The organism is Shimia sediminis (genome assembly GCF_003990645.1).
Lineage (GTDB): Bacteria > Pseudomonadota > Alphaproteobacteria > Rhodobacterales > Rhodobacteraceae > Shimia > Shimia sediminis.
This window is the reverse complement of the sequence record NZ_RYZK01000005.1, coordinates 244349-259318: the sequence shown is the minus strand read 5'-3', so window position 1 is coordinate 259318 and position 14970 is coordinate 244349. Positions and strand designations below refer to the sequence as shown.

20 protein-coding genes are annotated in these 14970 nt (G+C 59.9%); 10 read left to right on the top strand and 10 right to left on the bottom strand.

Annotation, left to right across the window (positions count from 1 at the left end; genetic code table 11):
• Positions 1 to 54: 54 nt before the first annotated feature.
• The 5 genes from EK369_RS13360 to EK369_RS13340 all read left to right on the top strand — a co-directional run bounded on the left by EK369_RS13360 (position 55) and on the right by EK369_RS13340 (position 5721).
• The gene (locus tag EK369_RS13360; protein ID WP_127114759.1) at positions 55 to 1425 is read left to right on the top strand and encodes a glutamate--cysteine ligase; all 1371 of its coding nucleotides are present in this window, start codon (positions 55 to 57) and stop codon (positions 1423 to 1425) included.
• A 282-nt stretch (positions 1426 to 1707) separates the two neighbouring features.
• Complete coding sequence (locus EK369_RS13355; RefSeq protein ID WP_127114758.1) at positions 1708 to 2787, top strand: CDGSH iron-sulfur domain-containing protein; 1080 nt, start codon at positions 1708 to 1710, stop codon at positions 2785 to 2787.
• Positions 2788 to 2817: 30 nt separating this feature from the next.
• Positions 2818 to 3351: a cytochrome b gene (locus EK369_RS13350; RefSeq protein WP_127114757.1), complete on the top strand. Its 534-nt coding sequence runs from the start codon at positions 2818 to 2820 to the stop codon at positions 3349 to 3351.
• An 82-nt stretch (positions 3352 to 3433) separates the two neighbouring features.
• Complete coding sequence (locus EK369_RS13345; RefSeq protein WP_127114756.1) at positions 3434 to 4336, top strand: MBL fold metallo-hydrolase; 903 nt, start codon at positions 3434 to 3436, stop codon at positions 4334 to 4336.
• Between the two features lie 251 nt (positions 4337 to 4587).
• Positions 4588 to 5721, top strand: coding sequence for a ferredoxin--NADP reductase (locus tag EK369_RS13340; RefSeq protein WP_127114755.1), 1134 nt, complete (start codon positions 4588 to 4590; stop codon positions 5719 to 5721).
• Between the two features lie 103 nt (positions 5722 to 5824).
• On the opposite strand, the gene EK369_RS13335 is transcribed toward EK369_RS13340, so the two are convergent.
• The gene (locus EK369_RS13335; RefSeq protein ID WP_127114754.1) at positions 5825 to 6256 is read right to left on the bottom strand and encodes a MarR family winged helix-turn-helix transcriptional regulator; all 432 of its coding nucleotides are present in this window, start codon (positions 6254 to 6256) and stop codon (positions 5825 to 5827) included.
• A 43-nt stretch (positions 6257 to 6299) separates the two neighbouring features.
• A complete protein-coding gene (locus EK369_RS13330) occupies positions 6300 to 6764 on the bottom strand; it encodes a MarR family winged helix-turn-helix transcriptional regulator (protein ID WP_127114753.1) in 465 nt (154 codons plus the stop codon).
• A 143-nt stretch (positions 6765 to 6907) separates the two neighbouring features.
• On the opposite strand from EK369_RS13330, the gene EK369_RS13325 reads away from it, so the two are divergent.
• From EK369_RS13325 to EK369_RS13305, 5 genes are read left to right on the top strand one after another with little or no spacing between them, the layout of a single operon-like run.
• Positions 6908 to 7396, top strand: a complete 489-nt coding sequence (locus tag EK369_RS13325; RefSeq protein ID WP_127114752.1) for an anthrone oxygenase family protein — start codon at positions 6908 to 6910, stop codon at positions 7394 to 7396.
• A 35-nt stretch (positions 7397 to 7431) separates the two neighbouring features.
• On the top strand, positions 7432 to 7821 hold the full coding sequence (locus tag EK369_RS13320) for a hypothetical protein (RefSeq protein ID WP_127114751.1): 390 nt from the start codon (positions 7432 to 7434) through the stop codon (positions 7819 to 7821).
• Between the two features lie 22 nt (positions 7822 to 7843).
• On the top strand, positions 7844 to 8179 hold the full coding sequence (locus tag EK369_RS13315; protein WP_127114750.1) for a c-type cytochrome: 336 nt from the start codon (positions 7844 to 7846) through the stop codon (positions 8177 to 8179).
• A gap of 2 nt (positions 8180 to 8181) precedes the next feature.
• Positions 8182 to 8697, top strand: a complete 516-nt coding sequence (locus EK369_RS13310; protein ID WP_127114749.1) for a cytochrome b — start codon at positions 8182 to 8184, stop codon at positions 8695 to 8697.
• 48 nt (positions 8698 to 8745) lie between these two features.
• Positions 8746 to 9393, top strand: coding sequence for a glutathione S-transferase N-terminal domain-containing protein (locus EK369_RS13305; RefSeq protein WP_127114748.1), 648 nt, complete (start codon positions 8746 to 8748; stop codon positions 9391 to 9393).
• A 126-nt stretch (positions 9394 to 9519) separates the two neighbouring features.
• Here EK369_RS13305 and EK369_RS13300 read toward each other — a convergent pair whose 3' ends face one another.
• From EK369_RS13300 to EK369_RS13265, 8 genes are all read right to left on the bottom strand, one after another.
• Positions 9520 to 9993 (bottom strand): YHS domain-containing (seleno)protein, encoded by a 474-nt coding sequence (locus tag EK369_RS13300; RefSeq protein WP_127114747.1) that lies wholly within the window; start codon positions 9991 to 9993, stop codon positions 9520 to 9522.
• A 243-nt stretch (positions 9994 to 10236) separates the two neighbouring features.
• The gene (locus EK369_RS13295) at positions 10237 to 10806 is read right to left on the bottom strand and encodes a DUF805 domain-containing protein (protein WP_127114746.1); all 570 of its coding nucleotides are present in this window, start codon (positions 10804 to 10806) and stop codon (positions 10237 to 10239) included.
• 193 nt (positions 10807 to 10999) lie between these two features.
• Complete coding sequence (plsY, locus tag EK369_RS13290; protein ID WP_127114745.1) at positions 11000 to 11605, bottom strand: glycerol-3-phosphate 1-O-acyltransferase PlsY; 606 nt, start codon at positions 11603 to 11605, stop codon at positions 11000 to 11002.
• The gene (gene pyrC / locus EK369_RS13285) at positions 11605 to 12891 is read right to left on the bottom strand and encodes a dihydroorotase (protein WP_127114744.1); all 1287 of its coding nucleotides are present in this window, start codon (positions 12889 to 12891) and stop codon (positions 11605 to 11607) included. Before pyrC ends, plsY begins: the two co-directional genes overlap by 1 nt.
• On the bottom strand, positions 12888 to 13445 hold the full coding sequence (locus tag EK369_RS13280) for a hypothetical protein (protein ID WP_127114743.1): 558 nt from the start codon (positions 13443 to 13445) through the stop codon (positions 12888 to 12890). Before EK369_RS13280 ends, pyrC begins: the two co-directional genes overlap by 4 nt.
• Positions 13438 to 13977: an aspartate carbamoyltransferase catalytic subunit gene (locus tag EK369_RS13275; protein WP_235871424.1), complete on the bottom strand. Its 540-nt coding sequence runs from the start codon at positions 13975 to 13977 to the stop codon at positions 13438 to 13440. The genes EK369_RS13280 and EK369_RS13275 overlap by 8 nt, the downstream gene beginning before the upstream one ends.
• The gene (locus tag EK369_RS13270) at positions 13974 to 14417 is read right to left on the bottom strand and encodes a hypothetical protein (protein WP_127114741.1); all 444 of its coding nucleotides are present in this window, start codon (positions 14415 to 14417) and stop codon (positions 13974 to 13976) included. Before EK369_RS13270 ends, EK369_RS13275 begins: the two co-directional genes overlap by 4 nt.
• The gene (locus EK369_RS13265) at positions 14414 to 14959 is read right to left on the bottom strand and encodes a hypothetical protein (RefSeq protein ID WP_127114740.1); all 546 of its coding nucleotides are present in this window, start codon (positions 14957 to 14959) and stop codon (positions 14414 to 14416) included. Before EK369_RS13265 ends, EK369_RS13270 begins: the two co-directional genes overlap by 4 nt.
• Positions 14960 to 14970 lie beyond the last annotated feature (11 nt).

Sequence of the window (14970 nt, the reverse complement as noted above, 5' to 3'; positions counted from 1 at the left end):
GTTTGGCTTCACCACTGGCCAGATCGAAATTCACTACCTGCGGAGATTTCGCCCATGTCCATTCCTCAGTCCGGCGGCGGTCCGATCGAACATCACGCGCAACTGGCCGAATACCTGGAGTCGGGCTGCAAGCCCAAGGACCAGTGGCGTATCGGCACCGAGCACGAGAAGTTCGGCTATTGCAAGGACACGCTGAAGGCTCTGCCTTACGAGGGCAAACGGTCGATTCTGGCGGTGCTGGAGGGGCTGCGCGATGGCCATGGCTGGTCCCCGGTAGAAGAAGGCGGCAAGCTGATCGGGCTGGAAAAGGACGGCGCGAATGTCAGCCTGGAGCCGGGCGGACAGCTGGAACTCAGTGGCGCGCCGCTGGAGAACATTCACCAGACCTGTGACGAGGTCAACCAGCACCTTGAGGATGTCAAAGACATTGCCGACCGCATTGGTGTCGGCTTTATCGGTCTTGGCGCGGCACCGATCTGGAGCCACGAAGACATGCCCCTGATGCCCAAGGGCCGTTACAAGTTGATGGACAGCTACATGAAAGAGGTCGGCACCATGGGCACCACCATGATGCGCCGCACCTGCACCGTGCAGGTGAACCTCGATTTCGCGTCCGAGGCCGACATGGTGAAGAAACTGCGCGTGGCGCTGGCGTTGCAGCCAGTGGCCACCGCATTGTTTGCCAATTCGCCGTTCCTTGAGGGCAAGCCCAACGGCCACAAGAGCTGGCGCAGTCGCGTGTGGCGCGATCTGGACCCGGCGCGGACGGGCATGCTGCCGTTTGTGTTTGAAGAGGGTTTCGGGTTCGAGGCCTGGGTGCAATACGCGCTGGATGTGCCGATGTACTTTGTCTATCGCGACGGCCAATACATCAACGCGCTGGGCATGTCGTTCCGTGACTTCCTGAAGGGTGAGCTGCCTGCGTTGCCGGGGGAAACCCCGACGCTCAGCGATTGGGCAGATCACCTGACCACCGCCTTCCCCGAAGCCCGGATCAAGAAATACATGGAGATGCGCGGGGCCGATGGCGGCCCGTGGCGGCGTCTGTGTGCGCTGCCCGCGTTCTGGGTGGGGCTGATGTACGACCAGTCGTCGCTGGATGCGGCCTGGGATCTGGTCAAGGATTGGGACGCTGAGACCCGCGAGATGCTGCGCGTGTCGGCCAGCGTGGACGGGCTGCAGGCGCAGGCGGGCAAGGTGAAGATGCACGATCTGGCGCGCGAGGTTCTGGCGATTTCCGAGGCTGGACTGGTCGCGCGTGGGCAGGCAGGCGCCGGTGGCCTGGTGCCGGATGAGACGCACTTCCTCAATGCGCTGAAAGACAGCATCGAGACCGGCAAGGTGCCGGCAGACGAGCTGTTGGAGCGTTACCACGGCGATTGGGGCGGTGATCTGACACGGATTTTCGCCGACTACAGTTACTGAGTACAGCACCTTGCGGTGCCGTAACCAAAACGAGGAGGGCAGTGCATAGCGCTGCCCTTTCGCCGTTAACCCCCCCCGTGGTTTTTGCCAGACCCGTCCCGCAACACGATGTTGCGGCGTTTCATGTCCCGTCCTATCATGCGGGGATGACGATGGCCGAGCCGAGCCGACGGGGCACGTTGTGTTGCGGCAAGACGCTGTTGAAGAGTTTGTTGTTGAATATTATATAGCAAGCAATATAAATGAGATGACAAGCAAGTGGAATGACAAGGGAGTCGCGCCATGAAGACCCGTATTCACGCAGCCGCAGGCATGATCGGACTGTTGATGATCCTCACGTTCTGGACCTCGACCGTCATATCCGAATTGTTCGGATCACATGAAACCGTCGCCATGGTGAAGGGGCTGGTTCTGAAGGGGATGTTCATCCTGATCCCGGCCATGGCCATTGCCGGTGGATCGGGCACTGTCATGGGCAAGAACCGTACGGATGCACTGGCCAGCGCCAAGAAAAAGCGCATGCCGATCATCGCCATGAATGGTCTGATTATCCTGCTGCCCTCGGCGTGGTTTCTCGCGGGCAAGTCCGCCGCCGGGGAATTCGACACCATGTTCTATCTGGTTCAGGTGTTGGAGCTGACCGCCGGTGCCGCCAACCTGACCATGATGGCATTGAATGTGCGTGATGGTCTGACCATGACCGGCAAGATCGGGGGAGGCTCTGGGTCACCCAAGGGGCCACGTCAGCCTGTCATCGAAGAGCGGGACGCAGGCCCATTGGTGGCAAAAGCCATCCCCCGTCTGACCGGCCCGTCGGGAGAAGACTTGGCGCCCCAGGCCGTTGTTGCGCTGTGCAGATGCGGTCAGTCCAAGGACAAACCTTATTGCGACGGGTCTCATAGTGCCGTGGGGTTCACGACTGACGTGTCCGCGGATCGTACGCCCGATGGGGTGCGGGTCTTTAAGGGCCAGGAGATTGACGTGCATTACAACCGGCTGTTGTGTTCTCACGCGGGCGAATGTGGCGCACGGCTGAAGAGCGTGTTTGCACCAGGCAGCGACCCATGGATCACGCCGGACAACGCCGCGCCCGAGCAGATCAAAGAGGTTGTCGGGGCATGCCCGTCCGGTGCGCTGGCCTGGAGCGATCCCGGCGCGCAGCCTCAGCATGTTGTTGCCGGGCAGCCGGGTATCACGGTTGAGCGCAACGGGCCATTCCGTGTCACGGACATCCCTCTGGCGTCCGGCGTGCAAGCCGAAGGCGCGTCGCCTGACAAATATGTCCTGTGCCGGTGTGGAGCATCCAAGAACAAGCCGTTCTGTGATGGGTCCCATTCCGACATCGGGTGGACCGACGCATAGGTCCGGAACATTTTCAAAAGGAAGAAACTCATGAAAAGCACATCAGCCAAATACGGAACCGTTGCGGTCACTATTCACTGGCTCAGCGCGGTGTTGATCCTGGTCCAGCTTGGATCCGGATTTCGCACCGCGGCCACTGTCGACAACGCAGCGAAAGAGGCGGTTCTGTCGCTACATGCCCCTTTGGGAATCCTGATCCTGGTATTGATGGTCCTGCGGCTTCTTTGGTGGATGCTTGCGGATCGAAAGCCTGATCCGATCCAGGGCGACCCGGCCTGGCAGGTGTCCTCGGCCAAGGCGGTACACGTACTGTTTTACATCGTGACCTTTGGCATGGTCGCCAGCGGTATGGGGATGATGATTGCTTCTGGTGCAAGCGCAATCCTGTCCGGGGCGGTGGATGCGCCGTTGCCTGACTTTACCAAGATCCTGCCGCGGGCGCCGCATGGGCTGGGCGCGCGTCTGATGCTGGCGCTGTTTGTCCTGCATGTCGGTGCCGCGCTGTACCATCACTACGTCAAGAAGGACGGGGTGATGGCCCGCATGTGGTACGGCAAGGGCTGACACGGCAATTGGCCCGGGACTCCGGTTTCCCGGGCCTCAACCTCTCAACACATGTTCACTCATCTTAGGAGCTAGAGACCCTATGACTGACACGACTTCGACAGACAGATCATTCCTGCATGGCCACACGGATGGCGGTGTGTGGGACAAGGCGGGCGCGCCGACGGGCGAAGATGCCTGGAAACCCAGGGCGCTGGGTCAGGGCGTTTATGCGTTGGAAGTGGAAAGCGGCAATCCCGGGGGCACAATCGGGATGCTGATTGGCGACGAAGGGTCCGTGCTGATCGACAATGGTCTGCATAAATCGTCCGCCGTGACTCTGGCGGCGACACAAGAGCTGGCGGGTGGTCCGGTAGATTTCCTGATCAGCACGCACCTTCATGCCGATCACGTGGGCTGCAACGCTGAGTATGCAGCGGCAGGCACCAGGATTGTGTCGCATGAAGACACCCGGCGCGCGTTGAGTGTGGATGATACCTTTGACCAGGCCGGTCTGCCGGTTTTTACCTTCAATGATCGGGCGACCTTTCATCTGAATGGTCAAACGCTGGAGATCATCCCCTTTGCCAATGCGCACACAGTCAACGACACCATCGTGCATTTTGTCGAAGCAAACGTGATTCACGCGGGCGATCTGTTTTTCAACAAGATCTACCCCTTTGTCGATCTGGACAATGGCGGCGACATTGATGGGTTCATTGCGGCGCAGAGGCAGATCATCGAGATGGCCAATGATGACACGGTGCTTATCGCGGGCCACGGGCCGATCGGAAACAAGGCGGAACTGGCCGCTGCGGTAGATTTGCTGGAGGCGATCAAGGCCACCATGCAACCGTTGATCGAACAGGGCATGTCGATGCAAGAGGTGGTCGAAGCCAACCCGCTGTCCATCTTTGAAAAGTTTGCCTGGTTCCACATCACCACGGAGCGCATGACCAAGATCGTCTATTACTTGCTGACAGAAGGCAAAAACCGGTCATCGTGATAAGGGACACAGTGGCTGGGTGCGTTTCCTGGGCTGAAACCCAGCATCTCGGACTCTCGCGGCAACAATAAGCAGGCCTTGTGGAGAGCTCACCTTTTTCGGCGGATTGCAATTGTGCGATCCGCCGATTTGGTTTTTTGGTGCTCAGGGGTGCTGTGAACGGTGGAGTTGGCGTGACTTAGGTGTTGCATAGCGCACTATTAAATAATATATAGCAAGCAATGTAATTGGAATCACACTGGAGCCCAGCTATGAAAACCCGTGTTCACGCCATCGCAGGAGGCATCGGATTGTTGATGATCCTGACCTTCTGGACCTCGACCGTCATTTCCGAGTTGTTCGGATCACATGAAACCGTTGCCATGGTAAAAGGGCTGGTTCTGAAGGGGATGTTCATCCTGATCCCGGCCATGGCCATTGTGGGCGCGTCTGGCGCGTCGCTAGGCAAGGGGCGCAGCGATGCACTGGTGTCGGCCAAGATGAAGCGGATGCCGATCATCGCCGCCAACGGGTTGCTGATCCTTGTGCCCATGGCTTTCCTGTTGGAATCCCGCGCTTCGGCCGGCAACTTTGATACGACGTTCTACCTGCTGCAATGCGTGGAGTTGATCGCCGGTGCGACCAACCTGACGCTGATGGGGTTGAACATGCGCGACGGTATGCGCCTGACGGGCAAGGGCGCTTCGAAAGATGGCGTCAAACTGATCGGTCGGGAAACGGTGGCCGAGGGCACGATGGCCTTTCACATGACCAAACCGGTCGGTTTCAACCATCAGCCGGGCCAATGGGTGCGCATCACCCTGCCCACCAATGGCGAGGCCCGTGTGCTGTCGATTGTCAGCGCACCGTTGGACGCAAAGCTGACCGTGGCCACGCGCATCTCTGACAGTGCGTTCAAAACCTCCCTGAGGGATCTGCCCGATGGGGCCGAGGTACAGGTTGCGGGTCCAAATGGCAGCTTTACCCTGCATCAGGATGCGGCGCGTCCGGCGGTCATGATTGCGGGCGGCATCGGGATCACGCCGTTTGTCTCGATGATCCGTCATGCGGTCGCACAGGGCTCGACCCAGAAAATCACGCTGTTCTATTCCAACCGCAACCCGGCGTCGGCTGCTTATCTGAGCGAGTTGCAAGAGATGGCAAAGGCCAACCTGAACTTTGAGTTGGTTGCAACCATGACCGGGCTTGAAGGGGACACCACGGCCTGGGCTGGTGAGACTGATCTGATAGATCGCGAGATGCTTGCGCGGCACCTGCCGGATCTGAACGCGCCCGTCTACTACTGTGTCGGTCCTGCCGGGATGGTGAGCGCGACCAAGGAGATGCTTCAAGGGGCGTCAATCCCTGCCGATCAGATGCGGTTTGAGAAATTCACCGGCTACTGATGGCCAGCTCAGACCAATAAACAGCGCAGAAACCCCCGGTCAGACTGGCCGGGGTTTTTTTGTTAGGTCGGGGCTTCTTTGAGGCGCAGCGGGCGGTGCGCAATCAAGTCTTTTGCAGGGTTCGGATGACGCGCTGCATGAAGGTGATGAACAACTCGCGCTCTTCCGGCGAAAAGCCTGCCAATGCCGTGTCATTGACCGATGAGGCCGCGACATAGGCATCGTCCCGGATTGCGCGCGCCTTTTCGGTGAGGCAGATGACCTTGGCACGCCCGTCCGTCGGGTGGTCCCGGCGTTGGATCAAGCCGTCGCGTTCCATCCGGTTCAGAGTGTTGGCCATTGTGGCCTGTTCGACGTCCAGTTTTTCGACCAATTCCCGCTGTGTTTGTCCGTCCTGTTGCCACAGGGCCAAAAGCGCCGGAAACTGCCCGGGGACAATCCCCAGAGGGTCAATCTCTTTGCGCAGAGCCTCGAAAAACAGCCGTGCAATATGGTTGACGAGATAGCCAGCAGATTTGGAATGATTGAAAGTCATGAGACTTTGTAGGGTTGCGCAGGACGGAAGGCAACCAGCGACGTCATGCGTGATCCGTGCCGGCCACGTCTTGTGATTGCTGGGCTTCAAAGGCATCAATCGCCTTGGAGACCAATTGCACAACCTGATTTTGTTCCTCGGCGCTGAGCCCGGCCAGCACCAAGGCATTCTGCGTCACCGCGACCGTCAATGCAGGGTCGCGCAATGTCTCGCCGTGCTGCGTCAGCCATGCGCGCCGAACGCGCCGGTCATCCTTATCAGCACGCCTCAGGATCAGGTTGTCACGCTCCATACGGGCGAGGGTTTTGGCCATCGTGGCCTGTTCTATGCCGACGCGGTCCACCAGTTCTTTCTGTGTCAGCCCATCCTGATCCCAGAGGTGCACCATGATCGGAAAGACACCGGTAGAAAGGCCAAGCGGCTTTATGCCCTCCTGCAGGGCCCCGGCAAACAGTCTGGCGAGATGGTTGATAAGGTAACCGGATGAGGTCTGTCGGGAGAAGGTCATACAGAATTCGATTCTTTACATAGCGGACTATACAATATCTATATAGCGTGCTATATAAGGCTTGGCAATGAGTCGTTTTGCGGCGATTCATATAAATAAACATAGTCAGCTATGCAAATAGGCAATGGGAAAGGAGATATCTTGTGACCATCAACTCTCATCCGGGTACTGCTTCGCCCTCGCTTTTTCAGCGCGGTGCGGAAGGGGTGACCATCGTTGCTTCGGGCATGTTCGCCGGTGTCATGCTGTTTATCGGGATCACGTTGGGTGGGTTTTACCAAAGCCTGCCGCCGCAGCAGTTCCTGAACTGGTTTGCCACCAACAACGGCTTCATTCAGGACACGATCCCGCTGGTGTCCATGCCTGCTCTGCTCGGAACCATCCTGTGCACGGTGCTGTTCTGGCGCCGTCCCGCGCGCAAATGGTGGGTGGCGACCCTGTCGTGCTGGCTTGGCGTCGCGGTGCTGACATTCGGATTTTTCGTTCCGACAAACTCGGCGTTTGCCGCGGGGAACATGCCGATCGCTGATGCCCCGGAAACATTGGCGTTGTGGCTGCAGATTCACTGGATCCGCTTTGTTCTGGGCATGGTCGCAACGGCCTTTGCCTACATGGCTGTCAGCCGGGGCTGACCCACTCACACCAACCACAAAAGGAAGAGAAAATCATGAAACGAGCCCTTATCCTGACGGTTGCAATGGTCGCCGCATCGGCTGCAAATGCAGCTCCGGCCTATCGGACCGTCAAAGAAGCCAAGGCCGCGCTGACCGGCGCACCGGCAGAACGCCTGGAAACCTGCATAGGAAAGCCCGCGGCACTGACCACGCAGGATGGCCAGACGATTGCCATCTACAGTTCCGTGCAGGAGCGCGGCGCAGATGGCCTGACCCTGGCTACGCCAGGTGCCGCAGATGCGCCCAAGGCCTGTGTTTTCACGTTCACCATCAAAGACGGTGTGATCACCAAAGTAGACAGCAAGAACCGCGCCGGATGGGGCGGTGGCAGCATCACCAAATGCGCAGACCTCGTAAAGGCCTGCACCAACATCCAGAAATAACCAGAAATAAGAGGACTATCTGATGACACTTCAATTGATCTCAATGTTTCGCAAGGCGTCCGCAGCGGTCGCGGTTGGCCTGATGGCGACCACGTCTGTACAGGCCGCGGGTTCTGACACGTTCAAATCCGTCTGTTCCGAATGCCACACCGGCGGCTTCAAGGGCTTCATGTCAGGCGCCCCCAATGTTGAGAAACCCGCCACGTGGCAGAAGTATCTGGCGCGGGATTCCAAGGCGCAGATGCAAGAGACCGTGCTGCGTGGCACCAAGGACCACAAGGCAAAAGGCGGCTGCGCCAGCTGTTCGGATCAGCAGATCATCGACGCCATCGACTACATGCTGAAGCGCGTGCAGTAACCATGCAACGGTTTCATCCATCTGTTGTGACACTGCATTGGGTGATGGCGCTGCTGATCATCATCGCATTGCTGTCTGGAGGCTACGTGCCTTTGAACTTTCATCTGATCAGCGGTCTGGTGATTTCTGCACTGCTCGTGCTGCGGGTAGTCTCGCGGGCGACCACCCGCAAGGTGCAGCCCCCGGCAGGGCAGGGTGGGCTGATGACCAAGGCGGCGCATTGGATGCATCTGGGGCTCTATGGGCTGGTGGCCGTGGTTGTCGCCACCGGCCTGGGAATGGCGGTTCAGGGCAACCTGTTTCAGGTGGCGCTGGGCGGTGGTCCATTGCCGGTCGGTTTTGCGGAGAGCGCTCTGCACAAGGCCCATGCGCTGGCCACCCAATTGTTGTTGATCGCGGTTGCGGGGCATGCTTTGGCTGCGCTTTGGCATCAGTTCATCCGGCGGGATCACTTGTTCTCGCGGATGTGGTTTGCCAGGGGCCGCGACCGGAACGCGATCAACAATTCTCATGCCTGACGCGCAGGCCCTCGGGCCTCGCCCCCACATGTTAACCGGAGGCTACACGTGAAACTTTATGTGTTCGAATCCTGCCCCTATTGCATCCGCACACGGATCATGGCGGGGTGGCAAAACCTGCACCCGGAGATCATCCCTCTTGCGCCCGGAAGCTTCCCGGACGACTTGGCCAAACGCGTGCCCGAGCGCACGGTTCCGGTTCTGGTTGATGGGGATGTGGTTCTGCAGGACAGTGCCGAGATTGTCCGGCATTTTGATCGTAAGGGCAGGCCGCTTTTGTCCAGCTATCGGACCAGTGCCGACTTTGACGACCTTTTGGAAAAGCTGTCGGTGCCGGTGAATGCACTGTGTTATCCCCGCATACCGCACCTGGGTGTTGCCGAGTTGGCCGCACCCCAGGCACGCCAGTTTTTTGAGACGGAAATACCGCGCAGGATTGGCCTGAGTTTTGCCGAAGCATTGGCGCGGACCGATGAGTTTGTTTCCGAAATACAACGACTGTTGCCTGACCTGCTTCGCTACCTGAACAAGGATGCGCTCAGTTTCGATACGGTCGTAGCGCTGGCCCTTTTGCATAATTTGACCATGGTGGCCGAATTCTCCCTGCCCAAGGGGATGTCCGAACAGATAGGGGGCTTGATGCCCACAAGCGCCTTGCCGAGGTACACAGCTATCAGCAAATCCGTCACTGGGTAGGTGGGCAGGAAACTCCTGCCCGTTTGGTGTAGGCACAGTGCCTGCGAAAAAGGCGACCCCGAGGGGCCGCCTTTTGATGTGGTGCACAAGACCCGGCGCACGGCTGTGCTCCGGGTATGAGACGTCTTATTGCTGCAGCTCTGCCGGGGCTTTGTCCTCGATGTCGACCCAATTGGCGTCGGCCTTTTCGATAAAGCCGGGGATGTCTTTTTCCCAACGCTGCTGAACGCCGGTTGCGAGGTTCAGGAACAGCTCGCCGTCGACGATCTTCCACACGGTCGGATCGCCGTCGAACTTAAAGCCCATGGCCGTTCCAAAGGCGCAGTAACCGCCGTATTGCGGGGCGTAGGCCGCCGGGTCGGCATCAAACTTGGCCTTGTTCTCTTCCGAGGCAAAACGATAGGTCGCCTCGTTGTAGGTCGAGGTGATCTGAAAGTCGCCTTTGGTTGGTTCACCCACGGTGTGATAGGCGACCGGGTCATAGCCCTGAAGCGCGAGGCCGGTGGGCGTGGCGTTGACGTCGACACCGGCGGCAAAGGCCGAGCTGACCATGGTGACGGCGAGTGCTGCGCCGACGATGAGCGATTTGAAAGATGACATGGGTTCTTCCCTTTTGGTCTGTGAGAGGCGCGCGGCAGAAATTTCCAGCGGCCCGAGGTATGATAAGGCGGCATCGGTATTGCGGTGCCGTGCCCTCGATTTGGGAAAAGCCGCGTTCACGTTCAAAGCAACAAAAGGTGTATGTGTCTGGCTGCAGAACCCATGTGGAAAAATGCGCAGCGTGGCGCGATCTTTTGGGCGCATGCGCCCTCGGGGGATGAGAGGGCGCTGTGGGCGGCGGTGTCAGCTCAGGCGCTGTGTTTGCGACGCAAGCACGCGGCTTTTGTAGTAGTCGTGGATGTTGGCCTGCCGTGCGGCGATCATCTCGGGGGTCGGTTCCTGCCTGATGCGTTCCAGAACGGCATAGCCCTGCATCGGATCGTGGCGTCGCCGCGAGTCCTGGGCGTGCAGCGGGCGGCGGCGTGACGGGCCCGGCCCACCATAGGGACCGTAGATGTTATCGTCCTTTTCCGAGGGCAGGACCATCAGGAACAGGAACCAGAGCGGGCCGACAATAGGCACCATGGTGATGAGATACCAAAAGCCCGAGCGCCCGGAATCATGCAGGCGACGGATTGTGACGGTAAAATTCGGAATGAGGGTCAGCAGCAAGAAATACGGCGATTTGAACCCCGAGGCGCTGGCCAGCGCGGGGGCGTCAGGATTGATGGACATGACATCCAGAACGATAAGTCCTGTCAGCACCAGAAACTGAAACAACCCCCACCACCAGTATTCCGCCCGTGTGGCGCGACCGCGCAGTCTGAAATACTTAAAAATCACGGATTCAATGGCGGCAAACGGACCCATCATGAGCACTCTCCAAAAACGGAACTTGTTTAAAAAATCCACGTCAGAATGTTGGGAGATTCGTGCAATTTTGTGGCCGGTTTCGATTGGTTTCGCGGCAAATGCTGCGCGCGCGAAAAAGACGCCTGACTGCCGCCCTGTGGGTCGGTCAGGGTAGACGCGGTCGGAACTTGGCCGATGGCAGTGGTGCGAGGTGTTACTTGGCGCCGATCTTGGGTTCTTCCCCCGCACGCAGGCGGCGGATGTTGTCCTTGTGACGCCAGAACACCAGAAGCGTTGTCGCGATCCCGAGAAAAAACGCGTTGCCCGCACCCAGGAAGAGCATCCAGAAGGTCGAAGAGGCGGCAGAGACCAGCGCCGAGAGTGACGAGATGCGCGACACCAGCGCGGTGACAAGCCAGGTCAGGCAACAGGCGATACCCACGGGCCAGGCCAATGCCAGCAACAGCCCGAGAAAGGTGGCGACACCCTTGCCGCCCTTGAAGCCCAGCCAGATCGGGAAACAGTGGCCGATGAACGCCATGAGCCCCGCGATCTGTGCCGCGTCTTCGCCTGCAACGGCACGACCGATCAGCACAGCGGCGGCACCTTTGCCGCCATCAAGGATCAGGGTCAGAGCTGCGGCGCCTTTGCTGCCGGTGCGCAGCACATTGGTTGTGCCGATGTTGCCCGAACCGATATCGCGCAGATTGCCAAGGCCAAAAGCCTTGGTCACGAGGATGCCAAAGGGCACTGACCCAAGGAGGTAGCCAAGCGCGGCCCAGATCAAAAGGACGGGCAGGGTATGGGTGATCTCGGGCATCAGTCTCTCGTATAAACGGCTTGGCCAGCGACATAGGTTGCCAGCACCTTACCCTGCATCGTGCGCCCGTCAAACGGGGTGTTTTTGGATTTCGAATTCAGTTTGAAGCGGTCCAGAACAAAAGGGGCGTCCGCGTCAAAAAGCACCAGATCGGCTGGCGCCCCTGCCGAGAGACGCCCGCAGGGCAGACCGAGGCGTCGGGCGGGATTGAGAGACATGGCGCGCCAAAGTTCGGACAGGGTCAGATAGCCGTTGTGATAGAGCGACATGGCGGCGGGCAGGAGGGTCTCCAGCGCGACCGCCCCGCTGGCGGCCTCTTCAAAGGGCAGGCGTTTGCTTTCCTCGTCCTGCGGGGTGTGCATCGACGAGATGGTGTCGATTAGCCCGGTGCGCACGGCCTCGATAATGGCCACACGGTCGTCTTCGGACCGCAGGGGCGGCTTGATCTTGAAAAAGGTGCGATAGTCCGCGACGTCCAGTTCGTTCAGCGTCAGGTGGTGGATCGAAGTGCCGGCGGTGACGTCAAAGCCGTTGTTCTTGGCGCGTTCCAGTGCGGGCAGGGCGCGGGCGCAGGTGATCTGGTCGGCGTGGTACTTGACGCCGGTCATTTCCACGAGCGCGATGTCGCGGTCCAGTCCCATACGTTCCGCCATGGGCGAGACCGCAGGCAGGCCGCGCAGGGCGGCGAATTTGCCCGAGGTGGCGGCGGCCCCGCCGGAGAGCGTGGGTTCCTGCGGGTGGGCGATGACCAGCGCACCGAGAGCGCGGGCATAGGTCATGGCGCGGGTCAGGACCTTGGTGTCGGTGACCACGTGGTCGCAATCGGTAAAGGCCACGGCCCCGGCGTCCATGAGAAAACCGATCTCGGTCATCTCGCGCCCCTCGCGGCCCTTGGTGAGCGCGGCCATGGGCAGGACGTTCACGGGGGCTGCTTCGTTCGCGCGACGCTCGACGAATTCCAGCGCCTCGGGGGTGTCGAGTGCGGGCAGGGTGTCGGGGCGGGTGATCATGGTGGTGACGCCGCCTGCCGCTGCCGCAAGGCCTGCGGTCTTGTAGCTTTCCTTGTGTCGTTCACCCGGCTCGCACACCTTGACGCCGATGTCGACGATGCCGGGGGCAAGGCATTTGCCCATACAGTCGATGGTTTTGGCAGGGTGCTCTTCCAGCCCTTGCGGGCTGTTCTCGCCCCGGGCGGTGATTGTGCCATCGCGGACCATGAGCCAGCCCACGGCGTCGGTGCCGGTTTCCGGGTCGATCAGGCGGGCGTTGGTGAAGAGGGTGGTCATTGTGGGCCTCTTGAAGTGATTTTTTCCTGGCGCATGTCGCGCTGCAAGTCCTGGACCATTTGCCAGACTTCGGGCGCCTCTGCAAATCGCATGAACCCAACGGCAAAGAGTTGGGGCACGTTGTTGACCTGAACGCCCTGATCTTCGTAGTCGAAGACGATTGAGCCGATGGGGCCGGGGATGAACTCGTAGGTCGCCTCGGGCTGAATGTCGAAGAACTTCAGTGTCCGCTTGCGACGGGGCAGGGCGAGGCCGAGGATCGCGCGCTGGTTGGTCAGGCTGTAGAAGGTGTGGCGGCGTTTGTAGTTGGGCCAAAGCGACTGGCCAAGGGTCAGCGTCAGGCTGATGGCCAGAAAGAGCAAGGCAAACAGGATCATCGGGATTTCGGCAATGATGAGGCCCAAGGCGAGCAGGGTGAGACCGATCGCGGTGAAGAACGCGCCCACGACAAAGGTCTTGCGTCGGCTGGGGTGGATGTAGAACCCGTCGTCTGGTTTTCCCTGCCAAAGGACGACCTCACCGTCGCGCAGGATGCCGTCCCATTCGTCACTCATGCGCTGCCTCTTTCGTCGCCCGACCTTCCTGAATGTCGCGCATCATGCGCAGGACGTCACGGCCCTGTTCGATGCGCTCAAAGCCGATCTTGACCGTTCTGGTGCCGTTCTTTGTGCGCTTGGCGGTGCTGGCGAACCAGAGGGTGTCAAGTGGTCCCTCTTGCAGGCTCATGGAAGTTGACCGGGTGATCGGGTAGGAGCCCAGCGACCTACCCCTGATCGGCATATCGGTGGCGATAAAGGCGCGGCGGTTGGTCAGCGTGTACCACGTGTGACGGCGGCGGAAGGCGCTGTAAAAGGTGGGGCCGATGGCGACGGCGAGGCCAACGAAGAAATGCAAGAGGCCGAACATCCAGAAGACCCCGCCCGCCTGTGACGCCATGATCATCCAGAACAGGGCAAAGCCTGCAAAGAAAAGGCCAAAGATCAGGGCAAAGATATTGCCGGTGTCAAAGGTCAGAGCCCCATCCGGGCGTCCCTGCCAGAGGATTGCTTCGTCGTCGTCCAGTATGCCGTCCCAGCCGTCGGTCAAATCTGCCCTCCGACCTGTGCGGATTTGATCTGGCGGATCGTTTCATCGACGTTGCCCTGGTATTTCAACAGGTATTTGTTACCCGAAGATGTCACCACCTGCACCACATTGCCCAGCTTGTTCAACTGCTTGATCTCACCCAGCCGGATGGCGCGGTCCATCGGCCCAAGCAGGCGTTGATTGGTGAGATCCCAGCGCTCGGTCAGTGCTTCGGACATCAGGTAAAAGGCGCGCACTGCGACCGCGAGCAGCCCGCCGATTGCGCCGGTCCAGACGTGCGGATTGCCGAGCATCCACAGAACCGCCATGCCGCCACCCATGGCTGCGACCGCCATCCATGTGTTCGAGCGGACATAGGTGGTGCGGTCGGCGCGGAAGCTGGTCAGCACCTCTTCGCCTTCGGCGAGAGGCGTTTGAGGTGTCATGCGGTGTTCGCTCATCGGGTTACTCCGTAGATCACGGCCCCGACGATCAGGGCGAGGACGGGCAGGGCAAGGAGTGCCCACAAGAGGGTAAGGTGCGGGTTGGCGGTTTTGGGGGGTGCGGCGCTGAGAATGCCCTTGGCCGCATCGGTTGGCAGGGGTTGAAACCGGACATGTGCGGCCTCTTCGGCATAGGTGCCGATCCAGCGCAGGGGCGCGCGGGGGGTGAGGGACTGTGCGGTGCTGCGGAAAGCCGCCGAAAACACGATCAGAACGTGGCCGGTCAGGCCATCCAATCGGGCGGCGTCTGTGGCGAGGTCACTTGCAGCAATGCCGAGACCTTCGGTCATGTAGCCGGTCAGACCCAGCTCATCGAGATCTGCGACATCAAACAACTCGACGCGCGCCGGGTCGAGGTCGCTGGCGCCGAGCGCCTCTTGTACCGGCCAGACCGCGTCGTCGGTATGGGTGTGAAAGGGTTTGATGTCCTCGAGCGGCAGGTCAACCGCGAACAGGCGGATCAGCCCGTGTTCGGTGGGGGTGACCTGCATCCGGGTCATCAGGCGATCCA

What these genes read in the sequence shown, in the direction of transcription:
- EK369_RS13360 (WP_127114759.1), top strand. Translation starts at nt 55, where the DNA reads ATGTCCATTCCTCAGTCCGGCGGCGGTCCGATCGAACATCACGCGCAA.
- EK369_RS13355 (WP_127114758.1), top strand. Translation starts at nt 1,708, where the DNA reads ATGAAGACCCGTATTCACGCAGCCGCAGGCATGATCGGACTGTTGATG.
- EK369_RS13350 (WP_127114757.1), top strand. Translation starts at nt 2,818, where the DNA reads ATGAAAAGCACATCAGCCAAATACGGAACCGTTGCGGTCACTATTCAC.
- EK369_RS13345 (WP_127114756.1), top strand. Translation starts at nt 3,434, where the DNA reads ATGACTGACACGACTTCGACAGACAGATCATTCCTGCATGGCCACACG.
- EK369_RS13340 (WP_127114755.1), top strand. Translation starts at nt 4,588, where the DNA reads ATGAAAACCCGTGTTCACGCCATCGCAGGAGGCATCGGATTGTTGATG.
- EK369_RS13335 (WP_127114754.1), bottom strand. Translation starts at nt 6,256, where the DNA reads ATGACTTTCAATCATTCCAAATCTGCTGGCTATCTCGTCAACCATATT.
- EK369_RS13330 (WP_127114753.1), bottom strand. Translation starts at nt 6,764, where the DNA reads ATGACCTTCTCCCGACAGACCTCATCCGGTTACCTTATCAACCATCTC.
- EK369_RS13320 (WP_127114751.1), top strand. Translation starts at nt 7,432, where the DNA reads ATGAAACGAGCCCTTATCCTGACGGTTGCAATGGTCGCCGCATCGGCT.
- EK369_RS13315 (WP_127114750.1), top strand. Translation starts at nt 7,844, where the DNA reads ATGACACTTCAATTGATCTCAATGTTTCGCAAGGCGTCCGCAGCGGTC.
- EK369_RS13310 (WP_127114749.1), top strand. Translation starts at nt 8,182, where the DNA reads ATGCAACGGTTTCATCCATCTGTTGTGACACTGCATTGGGTGATGGCG.
- EK369_RS13300 (WP_127114747.1), bottom strand. Translation starts at nt 9,993, where the DNA reads ATGTCATCTTTCAAATCGCTCATCGTCGGCGCAGCACTCGCCGTCACC.
- EK369_RS13295 (WP_127114746.1), bottom strand. Translation starts at nt 10,806, where the DNA reads ATGATGGGTCCGTTTGCCGCCATTGAATCCGTGATTTTTAAGTATTTC.
- plsY (WP_127114745.1), bottom strand. Translation starts at nt 11,605, where the DNA reads ATGCCCGAGATCACCCATACCCTGCCCGTCCTTTTGATCTGGGCCGCG.
- pyrC (WP_127114744.1), bottom strand. Translation starts at nt 12,891, where the DNA reads ATGACCACCCTCTTCACCAACGCCCGCCTGATCGACCCGGAAACCGGC.
- EK369_RS13280 (WP_127114743.1), bottom strand. Translation starts at nt 13,445, where the DNA reads ATGAGTGACGAATGGGACGGCATCCTGCGCGACGGTGAGGTCGTCCTT.
- EK369_RS13270 (WP_127114741.1), bottom strand. Translation starts at nt 14,417, where the DNA reads ATGAGCGAACACCGCATGACACCTCAAACGCCTCTCGCCGAAGGCGAA.
- EK369_RS13265 (WP_127114740.1), bottom strand. Translation starts at nt 14,959, where the DNA reads ATGACCCGGATGCAGGTCACCCCCACCGAACACGGGCTGATCCGCCTG.